Source organism: Planctobacterium sp. R6 (assembly GCF_055755215.1).
This window is the reverse complement of the sequence record NZ_JBVTQY010000002.1, coordinates 92717-114584: the sequence shown is the minus strand read 5'-3', so window position 1 is coordinate 114584 and position 21868 is coordinate 92717. Positions and strand designations below refer to the sequence as shown.

Below are 21868 nucleotides of genomic sequence, written 5' to 3'. Positions count from 1 at the left end.
AAAAATTAAGAAAACTATGGCAGCCGAACAGTTCAGAACGTTAAAAACCTATTTAGACTCCCAGGTAATTGGGCAACCGGAATTCACTAAAAATATCCTGATTGCCTTATTGGCCGATGGACATTTACTGGTTGAGGGTCCGCCGGGCCTGGCAAAAACCAGAGCGGTAAACGCGTTGGCAAAAGGCATTGAAGGTGACTTTCACCGTGTGCAGTTTACCCCGGACCTGTTACCTGCCGATTTAACGGGCACCGACATTTACCGACCAGAAACCGGTGAGTTTGTATTCCAGAAAGGGCCACTGTTCCACAACCTGGTGTTAGCCGACGAGATCAACAGGGCCCCCGCAAAAGTGCAGTCAGCGCTGCTGGAAGCAATGGCTGAACAGCAAATTACAGTGGGCAATAAAACCTATCCGCTGTCTTCGTTATTCCTGGTTATGGCTACCCAAAACCCGATTGAACAGGAAGGCACCTACCCGCTTCCGGAAGCCCAGCTTGACCGCTTTTTAATGCACCTGAATGTAGATTACACGGGCGCAGAAACCGAGTTGGAAATTTTGCGACTGACCCGTTCAGAATCGTTAAAGCAAAAAGTAACACCGCCAACGCCACTTACTCAGGAACAAATTTTTAAGGCCAGAGAAGAAGTACTGTCTTTGCATCTGGATGAAAATCTTGAGCGTTATTTGGTGGAAATCATTATCGCAACACGACAGGGTCACAAGTATGATGACAGACTGGTGCGTTGGTTAGAATTTGGCGCCAGCCCACGGGCCACGATTGCGCTTGATAAATGTGCCCGCGCGCACGCCTGGCTAAGCGGCAGAGACTATGTCGGCCCCGATGATATTCAGGCTGTGGTACACAATACCTTGCGTCATCGCATTTTGCTGTCCTATGAAGCGGAAGCTGAGGGTATAACGGCTGATCAGGTTCTGGACCTGATTATTGAATTGGTTCCTGTGCCATAGGAGACAATCGGATGGCACAGTTTGATGTAAATGCCTGGTTGCGGGTTCATCACGCCGACGGCGTCAATGTCGATATGGCGGAGCTGCTCTATTATCGCAGTAAAACCAGTTTATTAAATTTAAACCCCCATAAAACGGTGCAGGCCCGCCTCGCCGGTACCTATCTTACTAAAATGAAAGGTCGGGGTATGGAGTTCGATGAAGCCAGGCATTATCAACCCGGTGATGATATCCGGGCCATTGACTGGCGGGTAACGGCGCGTACCGGAAAAACTCACACCAAATTATTCAGGGAAGAAAAAGAGCGTCCGGTATTTATTCTGGTGGATTTTTCTCATTCTATGCATTTTGGTACCCAGCTATTGTTTAAATCCGTGGCTGCGGCACATTTAGCTTCTCTGATCGCCTGGGGAGCCTCAAAGCGCGGAGATCGTATCGGTGGTCTGGTGTTCAATGAATCTGAACATCGCGAATTTAAACCCATGACTCGACAAAAAGCGGTGTTGTCGTTACTTAGCGGTATCAAAAACCTGCACCAAAATGCCATTTCAGATAATCCGGCACAAACCTTCAGTGATGCCTGTGCCCGCATCAGACGTCTGGCTCGCCCCGGCTCCGCTGTTTTTATTCTCAGTGATTTTTTACATCTGGACAATGCTGCGCAGCGCCATCTGTCACAATTATCACGGCACTGCGAAGTGATGGCCTATCGCATCAGCGACCCATTTGAACATCAGCTTCCCGCAGTCAGAGTAGCGCAAACCGTGGCGGTTACCGATGGTAAAACACGTCAGAACATTACGCTCGGTGAGCAAAGCCAGGCCATGGACTATCAAAAAATACATGCTCAATTGATGAATAATATCTACAAAGAACTGCAGCAATCCCACGTTCGTGTGATTGATATTAACGCCGGGGTTCCCCTGGAAACACAACTGAATCCTTTGCAAAAAATAGCCTGAGGTAACATCAAATTATGCAAGGTATGCCAGTTTCATTACCCGAATCTTTTAGCCAAAACCCACAGGGTGCAGACGTTGGTTTGTGGCCGCTGGCGTGGGGATGGTGGGCACTGTTAGCCCTGTGTCTGATCTTACTGACATTGGGGGTTGTCTGGTGCGTTAAACGAGTCAAACAACAAAAAGCCAAAAAGCAGGCGATAAAGGCGCTGAAAGCCTTGCCATTGGCGCAACAAAACAACTTACAGTACTGTAATCAGATCTTAAAACGAGTGTTTATGAGTTACTTTCCCAGAGGCCAGGTGGAAAGTTTGCACAGTCAGCAATGGACCGCCTTCTTAGCGGCACAATTAAAACCTGCAAAGACGGCAAAATTTCAGGTTTTATTTCAGGCCCTGAATAGCGGTTTATACCGCAGAACGTCCGGGGAACAGGCCAGTACAGGCAGTGAGGACACAACGCAACTGGTGGGCTTAGCGATAGATTACATTAAACTGGCATTACCTCCCGGTAAAAAACAGCTTATAGTTGCAGAAGGAGCCAGTCATGATTGAATTTCTTTGGATTTGGGCCTTTGCACTTTTACCCCTGCCGTTACTGGCGCGACTTTTGCCCGGTAAGAAGGCGCAACAACAAGCCGCATTGATGGTACCGCAGCTCACTCAGGGGATGCAAAGCATCGAAAAGCCGGCTTCGCGCAGTAAAGTTTATATTATTCTGGCGAGCCTGGCCTGGATAGCCCTGGTTACGGCCGCTGCGCGCCCTCAGTGGTTAGGCGATCCCATCAGTATTCCGTCAGAAGGCCGGGATTTAATGCTGGCAGTGGATTTATCCGGCAGTATGGAAATGGAAGACATGGCCATTAACGGCCGAACCGTTAACCGGCTGCAGATGATTAAATATGTGATGGATGATTTTATTGAGCGACGGGTGGGTGATCGCATTGGTCTTATCCTGTTCGGCGACACCGCATATATACAGGCGCCGCTCACCTACGACCGGGAAACTGTTAAAACGCTACTCAGTGAATCCCTGATAAAACTGGTGGGTGAAAGAACGGCTATCGGTGATGCCGTAGGCCTGGCCGTTAAACGATTCCGCAAAAAAGAAGAATCTAACCGGGTCCTCATTTTGCTCACAGACGGACAAAATACGGCAGGCAACCTGGACCCAATGCAAGCCAAGGAACTGGCCGTGGCTGAAGACATTACCATATATACGATTGGTGTCGGTGCCGACCAAATGATAACGCGGGGCTTATTTGGTAACCGCCGCATAAATCCATCGGCGGAACTGGACGAAGGTATGTTGACCGATCTGGCGCAAGCCACTGGTGGGCAATATTTCAGAGCCCGCGACGTTCAAGAACTGGAACAGATCTACAGCACCTTAGATGAGCTGGAACCGATTGCCCGAGAAACCCGACAAATGCGTCCGTTAAAGGCTTTGTTTTATTACCCCCTGGCACTGGCATTGATTATCAGCGCGCTAATGGCGCTGATTCCATTGGTTAAGCGTATTTTCGTTTTCATTGGTGGTCTTTCTCGAGGGGTAGCAACGCGATGAATTACCTTGACATCATTGACAACTTTCATTTTCTCAGACCTCTGTGGTTACTGGCCTTGCTGCCCCTTGCGGTGCTTGTATTGTCATTGCGTAAACAGGCCCGCTCGCAGAGTGGTTGGCAAGGCGTGCTAGCAAATCATTTGTATAACAACCTGATAAGCGGTGAAGCGACGAAAGGCGTTACCCCGCCCTGGGGACTGTTGTTTTGTGGCTGGATGATCGCCTGTTTAGCGTTGGCCGGTCCGACATGGGAACGCCTGCCACAACCTGTGTATCAGGTCAGCAAAGGCAAAGTCGTCATGCTGGACATGTCGATGTCGATGCGCGCTGAAGACATCAAACCAAATCGTTTGGCCCGTACCCGCTACAAAGCCATGGACTTGGTCAGTTTGCTGGAAGAAGGCGAAACCGGTCTGGTGGCCTATGCCGGAGAGGCTTTTGTCATCAGCCCACTGACTTCTGACATTCAAAACCTGCAAGCGTTAATCCCCAGTTTGTCGCCAGAAATCATGCCATCACAAGGAAGCGATGCCCTTTTCGCGCTGGAAACAACCTTCGAACTTCTCAAAAATGCGGGCTATCAAAGTGGCGAAATCTATTGGCTCACGGATGGTGTCGATCTTTCTGAAGTCGCGCCAATCCGCAATTTATTGTCAGACTACGACCACACCATCAACATTCTGGCAATTGGTACCGAAGAAGGCGCCCCTATCAAGGATCTCAATGGCAACTTCCTGAAGGATGCCGCAGGTGCGGTAGTTATTCCCCGGTTGAGAAAATCGGCGCTTTCCACCCTGGCACAAAGCACTGGTGGTCGGTTTGTGATGAGTCGACCTGACGATGCCGATATCAAATATTTAACCGAAGCTTTGTTTGAGCCACAGGAGTCAAAAGAGAGTGAACAGCAAAATAGTTTCGGTGACCAATGGCGAGAATTTGGCCCCTGGTTACTGTTAATACTTCTGCCAATGGCGGCATACAGCTTTCGACGGGGTGTATTGCCCTTGTTACTGCTAACACTGCTGACAGACGCTCATAAACCAGTGCATGCAGACTGGTGGCAGGATCTGTGGCAAACACCAAATCAACAAGGCGCCAAAAGCTTTCAACAGGAACAGTTTGCCGAGGCAGCTGAACAATTTAATGATCCAATGTGGAAAGGCTTGTCGCATTTTAATGGCGGAAACTATGAGGCTGCAGCCGAAGTCTATTCAGCGCTGGATACCCCTGATGGCAATTTTGCTTTGGGCAACAGTCTGGCGCAATTGCAGCAATATCCACAAGCCATAGCCGCCTTTGAAAGAGTTTTGGAGTTGGCTCCGGAATACCCTAACGCCGCAGAAAACAAAAAATATCTCGAAGATTTGATGCAACAACAAGAGCAACAGAATCAAAACTCCGAAAACACTGAACAGAATGAGCAACAGCAAGATCCTCAGCAACAGAACCAGCAAGATGGTCAAAATGGCGAATCGCAGCAACAAGAGCAACAGCAGGAACAACAAAGCGAGTCGCAACAATCCGAAGACGCTGAAGCGCAAGAGACTTCAGAACAGCAACAAAGCGATCCCAATCAGGAGGCGGCTGAGCAACAACAAACTGAACAGCAGCAAACAGAAGAGCAACAGCAATCTCAGCAGGAACAATCTGGTTCCGAACAGGAGATGCAGGAACAACAAGCTCAGTTACAAGAACAACCTGAATTAACTGATGAACAGAAAGAACAATTACAGAAAATTGAAAACTGGTTGCGCAAGGTTCCTGATGATCCGGCATTTTTGCTAAAGCGCAAAATGTTGCTTGAGCAAAAGCGTCGGCAACGACAACGACTTCCCAACTCACAACAAAAAAATTGGTAGATCATGCGAGTTAACATTTCCAATCCCATATTATGCATACTTTGCCTGGTTATCTTTTGGGCTAATACGGCTTTAGCCGCGCCAACGGAAGCCTCCGCCACTGTAGATAAAAATCCGGTTATGGTAGAAGAATCGTTCCGATTAACGGTGACAGTAAATGATGATGTACCCGGCGACGAATTTGACAGTTCACCGCTTTTACAGGACTTTGTCGTAGGACGTACCAGCGTTAGCCGTCAGACACAAATGATCAACTTCGATACCACGCGCTCGACCGTATGGACGACCACGTTAATGCCAAGACAGGCCGGACAATTTACCATTCCGGCTCTGCGGGTGGCAGGACTTACCACAGCACCGATTCAGGTTCAGGTAGTGCCTGTGTCTAATGCAACTCAGGCGCAAAACAGAGACATTTATATCACCGCCGAAGTGGAGAAAGCCTCGGTGTTTGTGCAGCAGCAAATCAAATACACTACCCGCCTGCATCTGGCCGTTGATTTACAAAGTGGCAGTTTGAGCCAACCCGAATTACCCGGGGCAGATATCGAGCAGGTAGGTAAAGATCGAGAATTTACCGACATTATTAATGGCAAGCGCTATCGAATTATTGAGCGTACCTTTTCAATCATTCCCAATAGCAGTGGCGAGTATACTATTCGCGGTCCGTTATTTGACGGTGAAGTCATCGACAACAATCGTCAATCCTTCGGCTTTTTTAATCGCACCCGCAATGTACAGCGCATTGCTAAAGATGTAGACGTTGAAGTGTTACCAATCCCGGAAGGGTACAATGAACACTGGCTACCGTCTGAATTCGTGCAGCTCACCGAAGAGTGGCAAACCTCTGACAATGAGTTTCGGGTGGGAACGCCGGTGACCCGAACCATTACACTGACAGCGGTAGGCGTTACCGAAACCCAACTGCCTGAACTGGACACACTTTACCCACCGTCGATGAAGGCGTATCCGGATCAAGCAGAAACCGCACGTGTACAACGCAACGGGACAATTGTGGCGCAACGAACGGAAACAGTGGCCCTCATCCCTAACGAAGAAGGCACAATGATAATCCCGGAAGTTACCCTGAAATGGTTTAATGTGGTCACTAAAGAAACCGAAGTGGCCCGCTTACCCGCGCGAAGCATTGAGGTACTTGCCCCCGCCAGTGCACCTCAGGCACTCCCTGACAGTCCGAAAGTCAATCCGGTAACTCCACCCGCAACAGTAACCGAATCGCCCCTGGCCGCCATACCCATGAGCAACGCCTGGTGGTCTGTCAGTAGTTGGGCGCTGTTAGTGTTGTGGCTGCTGACGTTACTGATATGGTGGCTATCTGCACGGCAGAGAGTCACATCCGTTAAAACAGAAAGCACCCCATTACGTGTACAAAAACCCTACTGGCAAGAACTGCAAAAAGAATTGATGCGCAATAAAGTCGACGTCAATAAGGTGAATGGCCTATTGCCGGGCTGGTTAGCTAGTCTATCCGGTTTAAACAATGTGTCGGTATATACCCACCTTGAGCGACTGGACAACCGCCAGTTAAAAGTCGCTATTGATAACTTTTTTAAGCATTATTTCGGACAGTCGGGTCAGACCTCGGAAAAGCAAGTATTGAAAGCGCTGTTGTCGGAAGCACAGAAGGTGGAAAAACAACAGCGACAATACCGCACGAAAGAAAAGCAACAATTAGCCTCTCTGTATCCCACCCGTTAACTGGGTTTTACCGGGTGATATCGATATGACAGTAACAACAGAAACTATTTTTGCGCTATTAGCTTAAAACAGCGTACTATCGGTGCTTTATTTATCTCTGTCCCGGTAACACGTTGGCCGGGCTTTATCGGGCGTTGTAAGCAATGTTTTACAACTTCTAACGAAATTATAAAAATTGTGAAGTATTCACGAAATCAAAACAAAATTTAAACGGTCACAATGAATACGCAGGAAAAGCAACAAAAATATGAACAGCTGGTTCGCGACATGCACGCAGATGTGTACCGTTACGCTTACTGGTTGATCAAAGACAAAGCCATTGCCGAGGATGTTGTTCAGGAAACCTTTTTAAGAGCCTGGAAATCACTGGACTCATTAAAAGACGATAAGGCTGCAAAAGCCTGGTTGATAACCATACTGCGCCGCGAAAATGCGAGACGCTTCGAGCGTAAGCAATTCGATTTGGTGGATATGGACGATGTTTCTTTGGCAGATGATGGCCCAATGCATGAAACCCAAATAGAACACGGTGAACTGCACAAATTGATGGAAAATTTAAGCGAGGAATACCGGGAGCCTTTAATGCTGCAGGTGATCTTTGGGTACAATGGTGAAGAAATCGCACAGGAACTCAGCTTAAACAAAAACACAGTAATGACAAGATTATTCAGGGCTCGCAATCAATTGAAAGAAGCGCTGGAAAAAGGTGAGAAGTAAGAGATGTCTTTGAATACAGACAATGACAAAATTCGTCAATCCATCATGGCTGATCCAGCCACTAGTGACGCGGAAATAACGGCGGCAATAAACGCTGATGAAAACCTGAAAGAGTTTCAGATTGCTATGTTGGAACTGGATAAAGCGATAAAAGAAACCAGTGAAGTAGCTGTCCCTGAAGGTTTGATGGACAAACTGTTGCACATTCCACAAAGCGATGCTGCAGAAACTCCAACAGCAGAGGAACAGCCGGAAACGAAACAGAATAAGGTTGTTGCACTGAGCAGCAAGCGAAACCACATAGTGCAATTGGCACTGGCTGCCAGTATCGCTTTTGCTGTGGGTCTGAGCTTTACCCTGTTTAATCAAAACCCGGATATCCGTTCCGGCGCCGACCTGGCACTTGCGCATATGTACCATGAGCGAGCCTATACCCAACGGGTATCCAGAGAAGTTTCACTGGAAGAAGTTAACACCAAGTTGGCGACTTTTGGCGGTGAAATGCTCAATGCAATTGGTCAGGTGACGTATGCCAATTTCTGCTTTTTTGAAAGCCAGAAAAGTTTACATCTGGTCATGCACACCGAATCCGGGGATATTACCTTGTTTGTAACCCCTAGAGATTTAAAAAATGAGATAGACAGTCAGTTTCAGGACGATGCCTACGAAGGCAGAAGTTGGAAAATGCAGGAAGCAGATATCACTATCATTGGTGAGAAAGGCAAGCTCAACCCGGAACTGGAAACCCGAATTCGACAATCCATGCAGTTTTCGGCCTGACCTCACCGAGCAGCTTCATATTAAAAAATCCGCTTAAGGCGGATTTTTTGTATATTGCGATAAGCACCGAAACAAAATTGCCTCTGAACTGGATTTTTACCTGCGTTCAGTGTCATGATGTAACAATAAAAAGAATAATCGGACAATTGAATGGACCCTTATCTACTACTCGCCCTCGCCCTATATTTCTGCGCCATGCTGGCCATTGGACTCTTCGCTTTTAAAACTAATGATGCCTCTGTTTCTGGTTTTTTACTGGGCGGCCGTAAAGTAGGCCCGGCGGTTACGGCATTGTCTGCGGGTGCCTCGGATATGAGTGGCTGGATGTTGATGGGCTTGCCCGGTGCCATGTATCTGAGTGGCTTATCCAGTAGCTGGATTGCCATTGGTCTGTTAATTGGTGCCTGGTGCAATTACACCTTTGTTGCGCCGAGACTGCGTACCTACACTGAGGTGACCAACTCCCTTACCATACCGGACTTTCTCGAGCGTCGATTTGAAGATAATTCACGGATTCTGCGCATTGTCTCCGCCATGGTTATTATTACCTTTTTTGCCATTTACACTACCTCAGGTGTCGTTGGTGGCGGTAAATTATTTGAAAGCGCTTTTGAACTGCCCTATGAGTTAGGACTATATATCACAGCCGGTATCGTGGTGATCTATACCCTGTTTGGCGGCTACCTGGCGGTAAGTATGACCGACTTTGTACAGGGCTGTATCATGTTTGTCGCTCTGATCATGGTGCCTGTTGTGGCCATCTTTGAACTGGGCGGCAGTACAGAAACCAGCCAGTTAATTCAAACCGCAAATAGTGAAGCTTTTAACTTAATCAACGGGGTTTCCCTGCTGGCGATTTTGTCCAGCATGGCCTGGGGACTGGGCTATTTTGGCCAACCCCATATCATCGTGCGATTTATGGCCATTTCCAGTGTAAAAGATCTCAAAGTCGCCCGCAAAATCGGCATGAGCTGGATGTTAGTCACGTTAATTGGTGCGCTGGCAGTTGGCCTAACCGGTCTGGCCTACGTACATAAAACCCAGTTACCACTTTCCGATCCGGAAACTATCTTTATCGTTTTATCCAACACCTTGTTTCACCCGTTCATTTCCGGCTTTTTATTGGCGGCAATTTTGGCAGCCATTATGAGTACGGTCTCCTCGCAACTGCTGGTAACATCCAGCTCGCTGGCAACGGATCTGTACCATGAATTTATCAACAAAGACGCGCCACAAAAACAGGTACTTTTGGTGAGCCGTATCAGTATTTTCCTGGTGGCTGCGTTGGCGATATTTATCGCTCATGACAGAGATAGCTCTATCTTGTCGTTAGTTTCCAATGCCTGGGCCGGCTTCGGTGCTGCATTTGGGCCTTTAGTATTGTTTAGCTTATTCTGGAAAAAAACCACCAGAGCTGGCGCAATAACCGGCATGCTAACCGGTGCCATCACGGTTCTCTTCTGGATTTATGCGCCGGTTGGACCGGAAGGAGCAACAATGAGCGCCTACCTGTATGAGATTGTCCCGGGCTTTATCGTGGCGACCTTGTCTATATGGCTGGTGAGTTTATACAGTCAGGATTCTTCAGAGTCCATGCAACAAGATTTTATGAGTATGCAAAAAAACCTTTAATATCCTGTAGATGGAAATTGACTCGACTCAAGTTATCACTACAATGAAATCACCTGCAACCGTGGCGACCATTAAATTCCCCTGTTGCAGGGTTAGCGTATGACAGCCGGATAAAGGACCAAAAGCATGGCATTTTATGCAGCACGCCAGCCCATCTTGGATATAAATAAATCTGTATATGCCTATGAACTCTTGTTCAGGGAAAGTCTGAAAAATGTATTTCCAGACGTATGTGAAAATGAGGCCACCTCAAAAATGATTGATGGCCTGCAAACCAATTTGGGACTGGATACCTTAACCCAAAATAAGCTGGCCTTTATCAACTTCACCCACGATACGCTAATCGACCGTTACCCACTGCTCTTGCCCAATGATCAAGTGGTTGTAGAAGTGCTGGAAACCGTCAGACCCGGTAAGAAACTGCTGGCTGCCGTTAAAGAGATCAAAGAACAGGGCTACATAGTGGCACTGGACGATTATGTCCATGAGCCCGTCTGGAAACACTTTTATCCCTATACCGATATTATAAAAATTGACTGGCAAGCCATGACGGTTGATGAAATCAAAGAAGTCATAACGGCGATTGAAGAATACCCGCAAATTAAGTTGTTGGCGGAAAAAGTAGAAACCCACGAAGATTATCAGACAGCGGTCGACTTAGGGTTTTCCTATTTCCAGGGGTACTTTTTCAGTAAACCTGAAGTATTGAAAGGTTACTCGCTGCAACCTTCTCAGTTAGCACTGGCGCAACTCATGTCAGAAATGGCCGAAGAAGAGCCAAACATTAATAAAATTACGCGTGCTTTCGAAATTGACGTCAACATGTCATTTAAGCTGCTCAAGTACGCGCAATCTTCCTTGTTTAACCGTACCCAGCAGGAAGTCAGCAACATTAAACAGGCTATTGTGGCCATCGGTCTGCAAGAATTACGTCGCTTTGTTTCCCTGATGTTTACCGCACAATTTAAAACTGACAAGCCGCATGAACTGACGGTGATGTCTCTCACCCGGGCACGGTTTTGCGAGTCCATTGCCGCCCTACCAGGACAAAAAGTGGATAAGTCATCCGCCTTTTTGGTGGGACTGCTGTCGCTTTTAGATGCGATGCTGGACACCAGCATTGAAGAACTTTTAGAGAAGCTTCCGTTAGCCGAATCGATAAAAACGGCACTGATTAAAGGCGAAGGACTGATGGCTGACTATATCAATCTGGTTCGTCGCTATGAGAAAGCAGAATGGGAAGAAGCCTACTTTATTTCCATGAAGATCAATGCCGATTCAGATCGCACAGCCAACAGTTTTGTGGAAGCGCAAACCTGGGCAACAGAAAGAGCTGAGTTTTCGAAGTAGCTCAGAATGTGTATCTTATTATTTTTGGGATTGAATTAGTCCAAAAAATCATATTTTAACCTGTCATATTGTGTTAAAGTTCTAAGCATATAATTCTTTAATATATTAGTTATAAGCTAGAATTTTTTAGGCTCAATATGTCATCACAAATTCCTTCTTTAACTCACCTCAGACAACTTGAGGCTGAGAGTATTCATATTTTCCGTGAAGTAGCCGCAGAGTTTGAAAACCCTGTCATGCTCTATTCGGTCGGCAAAGACTCCTCGGTACTATTGCATTTGGCCCGTAAAGCCTTTGCCCCCGGAAAAATCCCCTTTCCTTTGATGCACGTTAATACCACGTGGAAATTTAAGGAAATGATCGAATTTCGGGACAGAATGGCTGAAAAGTATGGTTTCGAACTGATCAGTTATACCAACCCTGAAGGGGCAGACAACAAAGTAACGCCCTTCACCCATGGCAGTGCCAAATACACTGACATCATGAAAACGCAGGCGTTAAAGCAGGCCCTGGACAAGTACCAGTTTGATGCCGCATTTGGGGGTGCTCGCCGGGATGAAGAAAAATCTCGCGCCAAAGAAAGGGTTTTTTCCTTCCGTGACAAAAATCACCGTTGGGACCCGAAAAACCAGCGTCCGGAGCTGTGGAACATTTACAACGCTCAGATAAACAAGGGCGAAAGCATTCGGGTATTCCCCATGTCAAACTGGACCGAGCTGGATATCTGGCAATACATCTACATGGAAAATATTGATATCCCCAGTTTGTATCTGGCCAAACCCAGACCGGTTGTGGAACGAGACGGCGTTAAAATTATGGTAGACGATGAACGTATGCCGTTACTTGAGGGTGAAGAACCTCAAATGCTTTCGGTGCGATTCCGTACCCTGGGTTGTTACCCCCTTACCGGCGCAGTCGAATCGACTGCCAGCACATTACCGGAAGTTATTCAGGAAATGCTGTTGACCAAAACGTCGGAAAGACAAGGCCGGGTTATCGACCATGATTCTGCCGGTTCAATGGAGAAGAAAAAAATGGAGGGTTATTTCTGATGAGTCGCGATATCGTGTGGCACGAGCACAAAGTTGATAAAAACAGCAGAGCAAAACAGAATAAGCAAAAGCCCTTGGCCATTTGGTTTACCGGGTTAAGTGGTTCAGGCAAATCCACGTTAGCCGGGTTGCTGGAACAAAAGTTACAGGCTGAAGGAAAACACACCTATCTACTGGACGGTGACAATATTCGTCATGGTTTATGTGGTGACCTGGGTTTTTCAGACAAAGACCGGGTGGAGAATATTCGCCGTATCAGTGAAGTGGTGAAGTTATTTGTAGACGCCGGGCAAATTGTACTTACCGCCTTTATCTCACCTTTCAAAGCTGATCGCGCTTTCTGCCGGGAATTACTGGACACACAGGAATTTGTAGAAGTATTCGTAGATGTGCCACTTGAGATCTGTGAACAACGCGATCCCAAGGGACTCTATAAAAAAGCCCGTGCCGGTGATATCAAACACTTTACCGGATTGGATAGCCCTTACGAAGCACCGCTTTCTCCGGAGATTCACCTGAAAGTTAGCGACCAAACTGCAGAAGCCGTGACCGAAGACTTATACCAACAATTACTGCAAAAAGGATTTATTTAAGTGAGTATTTCTGAACAATTAGACACACTCCTGGAGCCCGTGATTGATATCACCCGTTCAGCGGGTGACGCCATTATGGAAATTTATCAGAAAGACTTCTCTATCTACGAAAAATCCGATGAAAGCCCGTTGACTGAGGCGGATTTGGCTGCTCATAAGATTATTGTGCAGCGTCTGGCTGACATTTCAGACTACCCCATACTGTCCGAAGAATCAGCGGATATCAGTTGGCAGGAAAGACAAACCTGGCAAACTTATTGGCTGGTAGATCCGTTAGACGGCACAAAAGAGTTTATTAAAAAGAATGGTGAATTCACCGTGAACATTGCCCTGATACACCAGGGAAGTCCGGTGCTTGGTGTAGTTAACGCCCCTGCCATTAACGAGATTTATGCCGGCGTTATTGGTGGTAGCTGTTTTAAAGAGCACAGCGACAAGAGCCGAAATGCGTTGCAACCGGCTAATTCAACACAGGCGCAACAACTCAAAGTGGTTGGTAGCCGTTCTCACCAAAGCCCCGAAATTGCAGGGTTTCTGGAAGCGCTGGGCAAAGACAGCGAACTGGTCGCAATGGGGAGTTCATTGAAATTATGTTTGGTGGCCGAAGGTAAAGCACACCTGTACCCTCGCCTTGGCCCAACCTCTGAGTGGGATACTGCCGCAGCACATGCGGTCGTGAATGCGGCCGGTGGTAAGGTAACTCTGATGCAGCAAAATGATGCTGGCATCTGGCAAGACTCCGGAGACGAGTTGCTCTACAACCAAAAAGAATCTGTTTTAAACCCCTATTTTTTAGTGAGTGCATAAACGATGCATAACGAAAACGAATTACTTCAAAAAGATGTATTAGCGTATCTTGAACAACATGAGCAAAAAGACCTGCTTCGATTTTTAACCTGCGGTAGCGTCGATGATGGTAAGAGCACTTTAATTGGTCGCCTGCTGCACGACTCCAAAATGATCTATGAGGATCAACTTGCCGCCGTTGTTAAAGACAGTAAAAAAGTGGGAACAACCGGTGAAAAGGTTGACCTTGCATTACTGGTAGATGGTCTGCAATCGGAACGAGAGCAAGGTATTACCATTGATGTTGCCTACCGTTATTTTTCTACGGATAAGCGCAAATTCATCATTGCGGATACGCCCGGGCACGAACAATATACCCGCAACATGGTAACAGGCGCTTCCACCTGTGATCTGGCTATCATTTTGGTAGATGCCAGACACGGCGTTCAGGTTCAGACTAAACGTCACTCTTTCCTGGTTTCGCTACTGGGCATCAAAAATATTGTGGTTGCCATCAACAAGATGGATTTGATGGATTACAGACAAGACGTGTTCGAAAAGATCCGTTCTGATTTTAAGGCCTTCTCGAAAGATCTGGCCTTTGAAGACGTCAACTTTGTGCCTATTTCGGCCCTCAATGGCGACAATGTCGTTAACCCTTCCGAACATCTGAGTTGGTATCAGGGTGCGCCATTGATGCAAATCCTCGAAACTATCGAAATTGACCGCAATAAAAACAAAGAAGACTTCCGCTTTCCGGTACAGTATGTAACGCGTCCAAACCTTAATTTCAGAGGATTTGCAGGTACTATCGTATCCGGTGAAATTAAGATTGGCGACCAGATTACGGCACTGCCATCCGGTAAAACATCGAAGGTGAAATCCGTTGTAACGTTTGATGGCGATTTACAATATGCTCACACGCCGCAAGCCGTCACCCTGACGTTAGAAGACGAAATTGATATTTCCCGCGGAGACATGATCGTCAAATCCGACAATCAACCGCTGAATTCTGACACCTACACAGCGCATCTGGTGTGGATGGCTGAAGAAGCCTTAATGCCTAACAAGCAGTATGCGATTAAGTTTGCAACGAAAAAAGTAACGGGTAGTATTTCATCCATTGAACACAAAATTGATGTTAATACCCTGGAAAAGAGTGACGCTGTACACCTGGAGTTAAATGAAATTGCCGAAGTACAACTCAAATTAACCGAATCAGTGGCTGCAGACCCTTATACCCTAAATCGCGCCACCGGTGCCTTTATTGTTATTGATCGTATCTCAAACGCCACAGTGGGATCCGGGATGATAATTAAAGCCAATGAATCTCAAAAAAGCGCCGATTCGCAGGACTTTTCCGAATTTGAGCTTGAGTTTAATGCTTTAGTGCGCAAACATTTCCCTCATTGGCAGGCAATTGATATCTCGCAACTCAAAAAATAAGGTGATATGGAGTTAAATCAAATACTGGTACTTGGCATATTCCTGAGTACCATTTTGGGACTGGTATTTTCGAGTCGAAGTCCCAGCCTTATTTTTACCCTGGCGACAATGTCCCTGTTAATCACAGGGACATTATCTATGAGTAATGTACTGGGTAACCTGAGTAACAAAGGACTGGTTATTCTGGTGCTTTTACTATTGGTCAGTATTGGCGTAGATAAATCCCGGGTTATGAAAACGCTGGCGCGCAAGCTCATCACAGCAAACAAGCGTCTTTCAACTATAAAAGTCATCGTAATATCCTTTTTTAGCTCAGCCATTCTCAACAATACTGCCGTGGTTGCAACCCTGACCGGCCCATTGATTCACAACCAGCATATCGCCCCTTCCCGCTTGCTCATTCCCTTGTCTTATGCGGCTATTTTAGGTGGCACAGTTACGCTGATAGGCACTTCGACGAATCTGATCGTAGACAGCTTTTTAATTGAACATGGGCAACCAGGATTTCAGTTCTGGGACTTTACACTGTATGGATTAACCGCCGGATTAACCTGTTGTGTGCTCATTTTCCTGCTCCAAAAGCTCTTGCCTGAGCTTGAGCCCAGAGCAAATGAGTTTAAAAACTACATCATTGAGGCAAAAGTTGAGGAAGATTCGCCACTGGTGGGGAAAACCATCGAGGACAATCACCTCAGAAACCTGCCCGAACTATTTTTAGTGGAAATTGTACGAAAACGGCAGTTAATCAGTCCGGTGCATCCGGAAACCATGATTCAGGCCGGTGACAAATTAATATTTTCGGGCAATATTGAACGTGTTGACAGTCTTGATCACTTGCCCGGATTGAGTTTTTTTGCAGACAGTAACGGCCTGTTAAGAGAAAATCTCACAGAGGTTATTATTACTAACCGCGCACCAATAATAGGAAAAACGCTTAAATCTGTGGGTTTCCGCTCTATGTTTGACGCCGCGGTAATGGGTGTTCGACGAGACGGTGAAAGGCTCAGTGGTAAGCTGGGGGAAATCAAACTCAAAGCCGGTGATTTTCTACTGTTAGCCACAGGAGCAGACTTTAAAACCCGCCCCAATCTGAACAATAACTTCTTTTTACTCAACGAATTGAAGGTAGAAAAGAAGCTGGATGGCTGGCAAGATATTCTCGCTGTCGGAGGATTTTTACTCTCTGTCGCATTGGCCGCCTTTAATATATTAGCGTTAGAACTCACCCTTATTTTTTTACTGGTAACCTTGGTGCTAACTAAGGTAGTCACCAGCAATGAACTAAAACGCAGCTTACCCACCAATTTGATAATCGTTATCGTCAGTGCTCTGTCTCTTTCCAGTGCCCTAGAAAGTACCGGCACGATAGATTTGTTCACAGAGGCACTGCAACCACTGTTGCTGAATGCATCACCATTTGCCGTGCTGGTTACTGTGTATCTGTGTACCCTGTTATTAACCGAACTAGTCACTAACAATGCGGCTGCAGCCCTGATGTTTCCATTTGCCTGGGGGATCAGTGCGGCAATGAATTTACCCATCATGCCCTTTGCTCTGGCAGTGGCCTTTGCCGCCAGTGCCAGCTTTATCTCACCCTGGGGCTACCAAACCAACTTGCTGGTTTTTAGTGCCGGCGAATATCGGTTCAGAGATTTTGTCAAAATAGGGTTCCCTATCTCGGTCTGCTTTTCTGCCATTGTGCTGTTTATGTTAAAGCTTCAATATGGCTTTTAACAGATCCCAGGTTTAATGACTGTTCAACGCGAAGTCTTGTACAAAAAAATGCTCGTTAGTGCAATCTAAGTGGCACTAAACCAACATCACCAACCCGAACGCCAATGCAGATACTTTTGTAAAAAACAACTATTCTGTAGCTTTATTACATAAATCCAGTTCCTGCGGAAATAAACCTCCCGGTAGCAATTCAAGCCAAATCCTGTAAACCCACCATTAAATTGCACAAAGCGTAATCAAAGACACTCGCAGGCCGCAGATATAAATAGCTCCGACAAAAATATCCGGACAAAAATCTACCTGATAATGTTATTTTTTAGTGTCGTTTCCAAATAATTTGAATTACATTTGATTACATTATGACTAATTTTGTAATCTTTTATTTACATAAGCTTACTTTTTTTAATCTTTTAAAAATCCTGCAGACCAACAAACACAACGTCTCCCACTTAATTCAGAAAAACAACAGAAATATTTAGGTGTTTATTCTTCCCATTCCTTCATTCTATTTACAGTGCATTTTCACAGTGATAAAAACTTTGTTCGAAATTAATTTACCCGGACATCAGGTCTGATCAGTCAGAAAAATCTAAAAAGATTCGGGGTGTTATTTTCGTACAAAAAACAACAAGTGTTTAAGGAAACAACAATAATGAAATTCAATAAAACTACGGTTGCTTTGCTTTGCGCCGCCACTCTTGGCGCAACAGCTCATGCAGCACCAATGACAGTTGCAGAGCAAAAAGCATCAGCCCATGACCAAAACGCAAAACCCACCGGTTTTGCGCAATGGCGTGCAGAACAAAAAAGACAAAAGTACGCTGATACTACTGACCAAATCGTCGTTAAGCTTCGTAGCTCAAATGACGTTACTGCGTTAAAGATGGCTGGCGAAACCAGCAATACTATGAGTAAGGAAACCAACCGTACCGGTGAGACCAGCCTTGCTGATCGCGGTCAGAAAATTATGATGGATTTTGCTTTCAGAGCAGGAACCCCACTCTCTTTTGTAAAAAGTCACGGACAGGACAGTGTCGTTTTAAAGCTGCCTGCTGAATTGCATGTTAATGATGTTGATTTTATCACTTCAAAATTAGCCAGCTCAGCTTATGCCTCAAGAGCGGAGAAGAACCCTAAACGTTGGCCAATGGCTGAAAACTCTCCCTGGGGTATTGCTAACGTACAGGCCGACCAGGTAAGCGACGCAAGCGCAAGTAACACGACAGTTTGTATTATTGATTCAGGTTACGATATCACTAATCCGGATCTTGCAGCTAATAATGCCTCTGGTACTAACGACAGTGGTACTGGTCAATGGTCAACACCAGGTGGCTCGCACGGTACTCACGTTGCCGGAACCATTGCCGCAGTTAATAATAATGAAGGCGTTGTCGGTGTGTTACCTAACACCAATGTCAATCTGCACATAATCAAAGTATTCACCGCGTCTGGCTGGGCTTACAGTAGTGACCTGGTTGATGCCATTGACGATTGTCAAACGGCTGGTGCTCAGGTGGTTAACATGTCACTGGGTGGCCCAAGCTCTACCACTTCAGAAAGCAATGCCATGCAGGCTTTTGAAAATGACGGTATGTTGTTAATTGCTGCTGCCGGTAACGATGGCGACTCGACTCATTCCTACCCTGCATCGTACGATGCGGTTGTCTCTGTTGCTGCCGTTGACGAATCTGGTCTGCACGCTGAGTTTTCTCAGTACACCTCTCAGGTAGAACTGTCAGGTCCGGGTGAGGCAATTTTATCTACTGTGGGCGTGGGTGATGGCCGTCAGGGCTTTATCACTTATAACGGTTCGACCACCGGTGATGACCGCGTCCTGCCGCAATCGCGTTATGTACAACAAGGTGGTAACTACGTTATTACAAACGTAAATGGCACTGTATCTGGCGAACTGGCCAGTTGTAGCATGAGCGCCGGTAACTATAGTTGTGGCAATATGTCAGGCAAAATCTGTATTGCCGAGCGTTATGAGAACCAATCTGGCTCTAACTATCCGGAAATCGATCCCGCCGAAGCCTGTGCCAACGCTGGTGCTGAAGGTGTTATCGTATACAGTAACTCGGCTCGCCCGGGCTTACAAAATCCTTTCCTGGTTGATGGTAACAGTGCAGTCGACATGCCAACAGTGTCGGTAAACCGCGCATTAGGTCAAAGCTTACTGGCTAACGTTGGCAGCAACGCAACCCTGGAAGTTCGTGGCAACACGGATTATGCGTATTACAACGGTACGTCTATGGCAACACCACATGTTGCAGGGGTAGCGGCACTGGCATGGAGCAACAATCCTACCTGTAGTGCAACCGAAGTTCGTAATGCTTTGAAGCAAACTGCCCTGGATCTGGATTCTTCAGGTCGGGACAATCGCACCGGATGGGGTCTGGTTCAGACTAAAGCGGCTTCTGACTATATGGCGGCAAACTGTACTGGCTCTGGCGGCGGCTCAGGTGGTGGTTCAGGTGAAACTGAACTGACTAACGGAGTTGCAGTAACTGGTCTTTCTGGTTCTACGAACGATGAGCAGGTATTCACTCTGGATGTACCGGCAGGTGCCACTGATTTAGAGTTCACTATGTCTGGTGGTAGCGGTGATGCCGACTTGTATGTCAGCTTTGGTTCTGAGCCAGGCACGTCTAGTTACGATTGCCGTTCATGGAACTCAGGTAACTCTGAAAGCTGTACCATCAGCAACGTACAAACGGGTACTTACTACGTGAAGGTTCACGCCTACTCAACTTACAGCGGCGCTTCACTAACCGGTAGTTTCACTGACAACAGTGGCGGTGGTTCCGGTGGTCAGGGTAGCTCTGGTGAGTTGACTGATCTGTCTGCTTCTCGTAACAACTGGTTGCATTACACCTTTGACATGCCAGCGGGTATGAGCACAGCTGACTTCAGCATTTCTGGTGGCACTGGTGACGCTGACCTGTACATAAGAAAAGGGGCACAGCCAACTACCAGCAATTATGATTGCCGTCCTTATGAATCAGGTAACAACGAAACCTGTACATTTACAAACCCAGGACAAGACACCTGGCATATCAGCATCCGCGCCTACCGCACCTTCTCAGGTGTGACGCTGAGCTGGGATGTACAGTAAGGGAAAATCATCCCCTGGATAACTCGTCAAGGATGACGTTTTTTTGGATAGAAAAAAGCCGCGATAACAATATCGCGGCTTTCTTGTATTAGCTTAACAGAGCGCTGTTTTCAGGTGCTATCCTCTGCGCCAGGTAGTACCACCAGGCCCATCTTCCAATACCACATTTAACGCGTTTAGCTCGTCTCTGGCGGCATCAGCTTGCGCCCAGTCTTTGGCTGCTCTGGCATCATTGCGCTTTTTGATAAGTGCTTCAATCATTGCCGCCTCATCATCATTACCAGCCCCACCCTGCAAATAAATTTCAGGTGACAATTGTAAAAAGCCCATCACATTTCCAAGGAATTTCAGGGTTGCCGCCAGACTTTGTTTTACCGTATCGCTTTGTGCGCGATTAATATCTTTTGCCAGTTCAAACAACACCGCAAAAGCCTCAGGAGTATTAAAGTCGTCATCCATAGCAGCATCGAACTTTGCCAGGTAACTCTGCACACACTCGGTAGTGTCGGTTATTTCGACACCGCGTAATGCCGTATACAAACGCTCTAACCCGGCTTTAGCCTGCCTGATATTGTCTTCTGAATAATTCAGCTGTGAACGATAATGTGCCGACATCAGGAAATAGCGCAACGTTTCAGCATCGTATTGCTGTAACACGTCTCGCAATGTAAAAAAGTTGCCCAATGATTTAGACATTTTTTCCTGATTTACCTGCACCATTCCGGTATGTACCCAGGTATTAACGTAAGGTGTATCAAACGCACAGCAAGACTGAGCAACCTCATTTTCATGATGTGGGAATATCAAATCCGAGCCGCCGCCGTGAATATCGAAGTGCTCTCCCAAATGTTTGTGATTCATCGCAGAACATTCAATGTGCCAACCTGGTCGCCCGGTTCCCCATGGAGATTCCCATCCCGGCTCTCCGGGTTTAGCCATCTTCCACAACACAAAATCCAGCGGTGCGCGCTTTGAGCTTTCTACTTCCACCCGGGCACCGGCGTTCAGCTGTTCCAGATCCTGTTTACCTAACTTGCCATATTCTTTGTAGGTGCCCACTTCAAACAAGACATCGCCGTTGTCAGCCTGATAGGCATGGCCTTTATCCACCAAACGCTGAATCACCGCGATGATCTCATCCATATGAGTGGTCACTCGCGGCTCTATATCCGCAGGTAACAGGCCAATACTGTCAAAATCTTTGTGCATTTCCGCAATGGTTTGCTCAGTGAATTGCGCAAGATCTTCGCCACGCTCATTGGCGCGTTTGATAATTTTATCGTCTACGTCGGTAATGTTACGCACATAGTTAACTTCATACCCTTTGTGGCGCAGATAACGCACCATCAAATCAAAACTTAAATAGGTGCGGGCGTGTCCCATGTGACAAAGGTCATACACTGTGATTCCGCAGACGTACATGCCTACTTTACCTGCTTGTAGCGGTTTAAAGGCTTCTTTCTTTTGGGTCAGTGTATTGTATATTTGCAACATGAAATGCGGGTTCCTTAATCCTAATTTATGCGTGGCGCAGTTTAACACTGCCCACCATTGGCTCCAACTTAATTCAGGAAAATCCCCAAAGAA

General features: G+C 46.6%; 17 protein-coding genes. 16 read left to right on the top strand and 1 reads right to left on the bottom strand.

The features are described 5' to 3' along the window. Window positions 1-16 precede the first annotated feature (16 nt). From AC0J20_RS02305 to AC0J20_RS02230, 16 genes are all read left to right on the top strand, one after another. Window positions 17-973, top strand: a complete 957-nt coding sequence (locus tag AC0J20_RS02305) for an AAA family ATPase (protein WP_473020454.1) — start codon at window positions 17-19, stop codon at window positions 971-973. Window positions 974-984: 11 nt separating this feature from the next. Then, window positions 985-1935: a DUF58 domain-containing protein gene (locus AC0J20_RS02300; RefSeq protein WP_229527754.1), complete on the top strand. Its 951-nt coding sequence runs from the start codon at window positions 985-987 to the stop codon at window positions 1933-1935. Window positions 1936-1949: 14 nt separating this feature from the next. Further along, on the top strand, window positions 1950-2486 hold the full coding sequence (locus tag AC0J20_RS02295) for a DUF4381 domain-containing protein (protein WP_473020453.1): 537 nt from the start codon (window positions 1950-1952) through the stop codon (window positions 2484-2486). Next, the gene (locus AC0J20_RS02290) at window positions 2479-3498 is read left to right on the top strand and encodes a vWA domain-containing protein (RefSeq protein ID WP_473020452.1); all 1020 of its coding nucleotides are present in this window, start codon (window positions 2479-2481) and stop codon (window positions 3496-3498) included. Before AC0J20_RS02295 ends, AC0J20_RS02290 begins: the two co-directional genes overlap by 8 nt. Continuing rightward, window positions 3495-5357 carry a vWA domain-containing protein gene (locus tag AC0J20_RS02285; protein WP_473020451.1) on the top strand — a complete coding sequence of 621 codons (1863 nt, stop codon included), beginning with the start codon at window positions 3495-3497 and terminating at the stop codon, window positions 5355-5357. Before AC0J20_RS02290 ends, AC0J20_RS02285 begins: the two co-directional genes overlap by 4 nt. 3 nt (window positions 5358-5360) lie before the next feature. Beyond that, window positions 5361-7076, top strand: a complete 1716-nt coding sequence (locus AC0J20_RS02280; protein WP_473020450.1) for a BatD family protein — start codon at window positions 5361-5363, stop codon at window positions 7074-7076. A gap of 219 nt (window positions 7077-7295) precedes the next feature. Further along, complete coding sequence (locus AC0J20_RS02275; RefSeq protein ID WP_229527759.1) at window positions 7296-7793, top strand: sigma-70 family RNA polymerase sigma factor; 498 nt, start codon at window positions 7296-7298, stop codon at window positions 7791-7793. Window positions 7794-7802: 9 nt separating this feature from the next. Beyond that, on the top strand, window positions 7803-8573 hold the full coding sequence (locus AC0J20_RS02270; RefSeq protein WP_473020449.1) for a DUF3379 family protein: 771 nt from the start codon (window positions 7803-7805) through the stop codon (window positions 8571-8573). A gap of 150 nt (window positions 8574-8723) precedes the next feature. Continuing rightward, the gene (gene putP / locus AC0J20_RS02265) at window positions 8724-10205 is read left to right on the top strand and encodes a sodium/proline symporter PutP (RefSeq protein WP_473020448.1); all 1482 of its coding nucleotides are present in this window, start codon (window positions 8724-8726) and stop codon (window positions 10203-10205) included. 126 nt (window positions 10206-10331) lie between these two features. Further along, window positions 10332-11555: an EAL and HDOD domain-containing protein gene (locus tag AC0J20_RS02260; RefSeq protein WP_229527762.1), complete on the top strand. Its 1224-nt coding sequence runs from the start codon at window positions 10332-10334 to the stop codon at window positions 11553-11555. 137 nt (window positions 11556-11692) lie between these two features. Beyond that, window positions 11693-12607 carry a sulfate adenylyltransferase subunit CysD gene (gene cysD / locus AC0J20_RS02255; protein WP_229527763.1) on the top strand — a complete coding sequence of 305 codons (915 nt, stop codon included), beginning with the start codon at window positions 11693-11695 and terminating at the stop codon, window positions 12605-12607. Then, window positions 12607-13200 carry an adenylyl-sulfate kinase gene (gene cysC, locus AC0J20_RS02250; RefSeq protein WP_473020447.1) on the top strand — a complete coding sequence of 198 codons (594 nt, stop codon included), beginning with the start codon at window positions 12607-12609 and terminating at the stop codon, window positions 13198-13200. The genes cysD and cysC overlap by 1 nt, the downstream gene beginning before the upstream one ends. Window positions 13201-13206: 6 nt before the next feature. Next, on the top strand, window positions 13207-14007 hold the full coding sequence (gene cysQ, locus AC0J20_RS02245; protein WP_473020528.1) for a 3'(2'),5'-bisphosphate nucleotidase CysQ: 801 nt from the start codon (window positions 13207-13209) through the stop codon (window positions 14005-14007). Window positions 14008-14010: 3 nt separating this feature from the next. Next, entirely contained in the window at window positions 14011-15432 is a 1422-nt protein-coding gene (gene cysN, locus AC0J20_RS02240) for a sulfate adenylyltransferase subunit CysN (protein WP_473020446.1), read from the top strand. Window positions 15433-15438: 6 nt separating this feature from the next. Next, window positions 15439-17166 (top strand): SLC13 family permease, encoded by a 1728-nt coding sequence (locus AC0J20_RS02235; RefSeq protein ID WP_229527766.1) that lies wholly within the window; start codon window positions 15439-15441, stop codon window positions 17164-17166. A 652-nt stretch (window positions 17167-17818) separates the two neighbouring features. Beyond that, window positions 17819-20281: a S8 family serine peptidase gene (locus tag AC0J20_RS02230; RefSeq protein WP_473020445.1), complete on the top strand. Its 2463-nt coding sequence runs from the start codon at window positions 17819-17821 to the stop codon at window positions 20279-20281. A 117-nt stretch (window positions 20282-20398) separates the two neighbouring features. Here AC0J20_RS02230 and cysS read toward each other — a convergent pair whose 3' ends face one another. Then, window positions 20399-21775, bottom strand: a complete 1377-nt coding sequence (gene cysS, locus AC0J20_RS02225) for a cysteine--tRNA ligase (RefSeq protein WP_473020444.1) — start codon at window positions 21773-21775, stop codon at window positions 20399-20401. Between the last annotated feature and the right edge of the window lie 93 nt (window positions 21776-21868).

Coding starts and splice junctions, on each gene's coding strand:
- cysD (WP_229527763.1), top strand. CDS start 11,693: ATGTCATCACAAATTCCTTCTTTAACTCACCTCAGACAACTTGAGGCT.
- AC0J20_RS02230 (WP_473020445.1), top strand. CDS start 17,819: ATGAAATTCAATAAAACTACGGTTGCTTTGCTTTGCGCCGCCACTCTT.
- putP (WP_473020448.1), top strand. CDS start 8,724: ATGGACCCTTATCTACTACTCGCCCTCGCCCTATATTTCTGCGCCATG.
- AC0J20_RS02275 (WP_229527759.1), top strand. CDS start 7,296: ATGAATACGCAGGAAAAGCAACAAAAATATGAACAGCTGGTTCGCGAC.
- AC0J20_RS02235 (WP_229527766.1), top strand. CDS start 15,439: ATGGAGTTAAATCAAATACTGGTACTTGGCATATTCCTGAGTACCATT.
- AC0J20_RS02285 (WP_473020451.1), top strand. CDS start 3,495: ATGAATTACCTTGACATCATTGACAACTTTCATTTTCTCAGACCTCTG.
- AC0J20_RS02280 (WP_473020450.1), top strand. CDS start 5,361: ATGCGAGTTAACATTTCCAATCCCATATTATGCATACTTTGCCTGGTT.
- cysN (WP_473020446.1), top strand. CDS start 14,011: ATGCATAACGAAAACGAATTACTTCAAAAAGATGTATTAGCGTATCTT.
- cysS (WP_473020444.1), bottom strand. CDS start 21,775: ATGTTGCAAATATACAATACACTGACCCAAAAGAAAGAAGCCTTTAAA.
- AC0J20_RS02260 (WP_229527762.1), top strand. CDS start 10,332: ATGGCATTTTATGCAGCACGCCAGCCCATCTTGGATATAAATAAATCT.
- AC0J20_RS02290 (WP_473020452.1), top strand. CDS start 2,479: ATGATTGAATTTCTTTGGATTTGGGCCTTTGCACTTTTACCCCTGCCG.
- AC0J20_RS02295 (WP_473020453.1), top strand. CDS start 1,950: ATGCAAGGTATGCCAGTTTCATTACCCGAATCTTTTAGCCAAAACCCA.
- cysC (WP_473020447.1), top strand. CDS start 12,607: ATGAGTCGCGATATCGTGTGGCACGAGCACAAAGTTGATAAAAACAGC.
- AC0J20_RS02305 (WP_473020454.1), top strand. CDS start 17: ATGGCAGCCGAACAGTTCAGAACGTTAAAAACCTATTTAGACTCCCAG.
- AC0J20_RS02300 (WP_229527754.1), top strand. CDS start 985: ATGGCACAGTTTGATGTAAATGCCTGGTTGCGGGTTCATCACGCCGAC.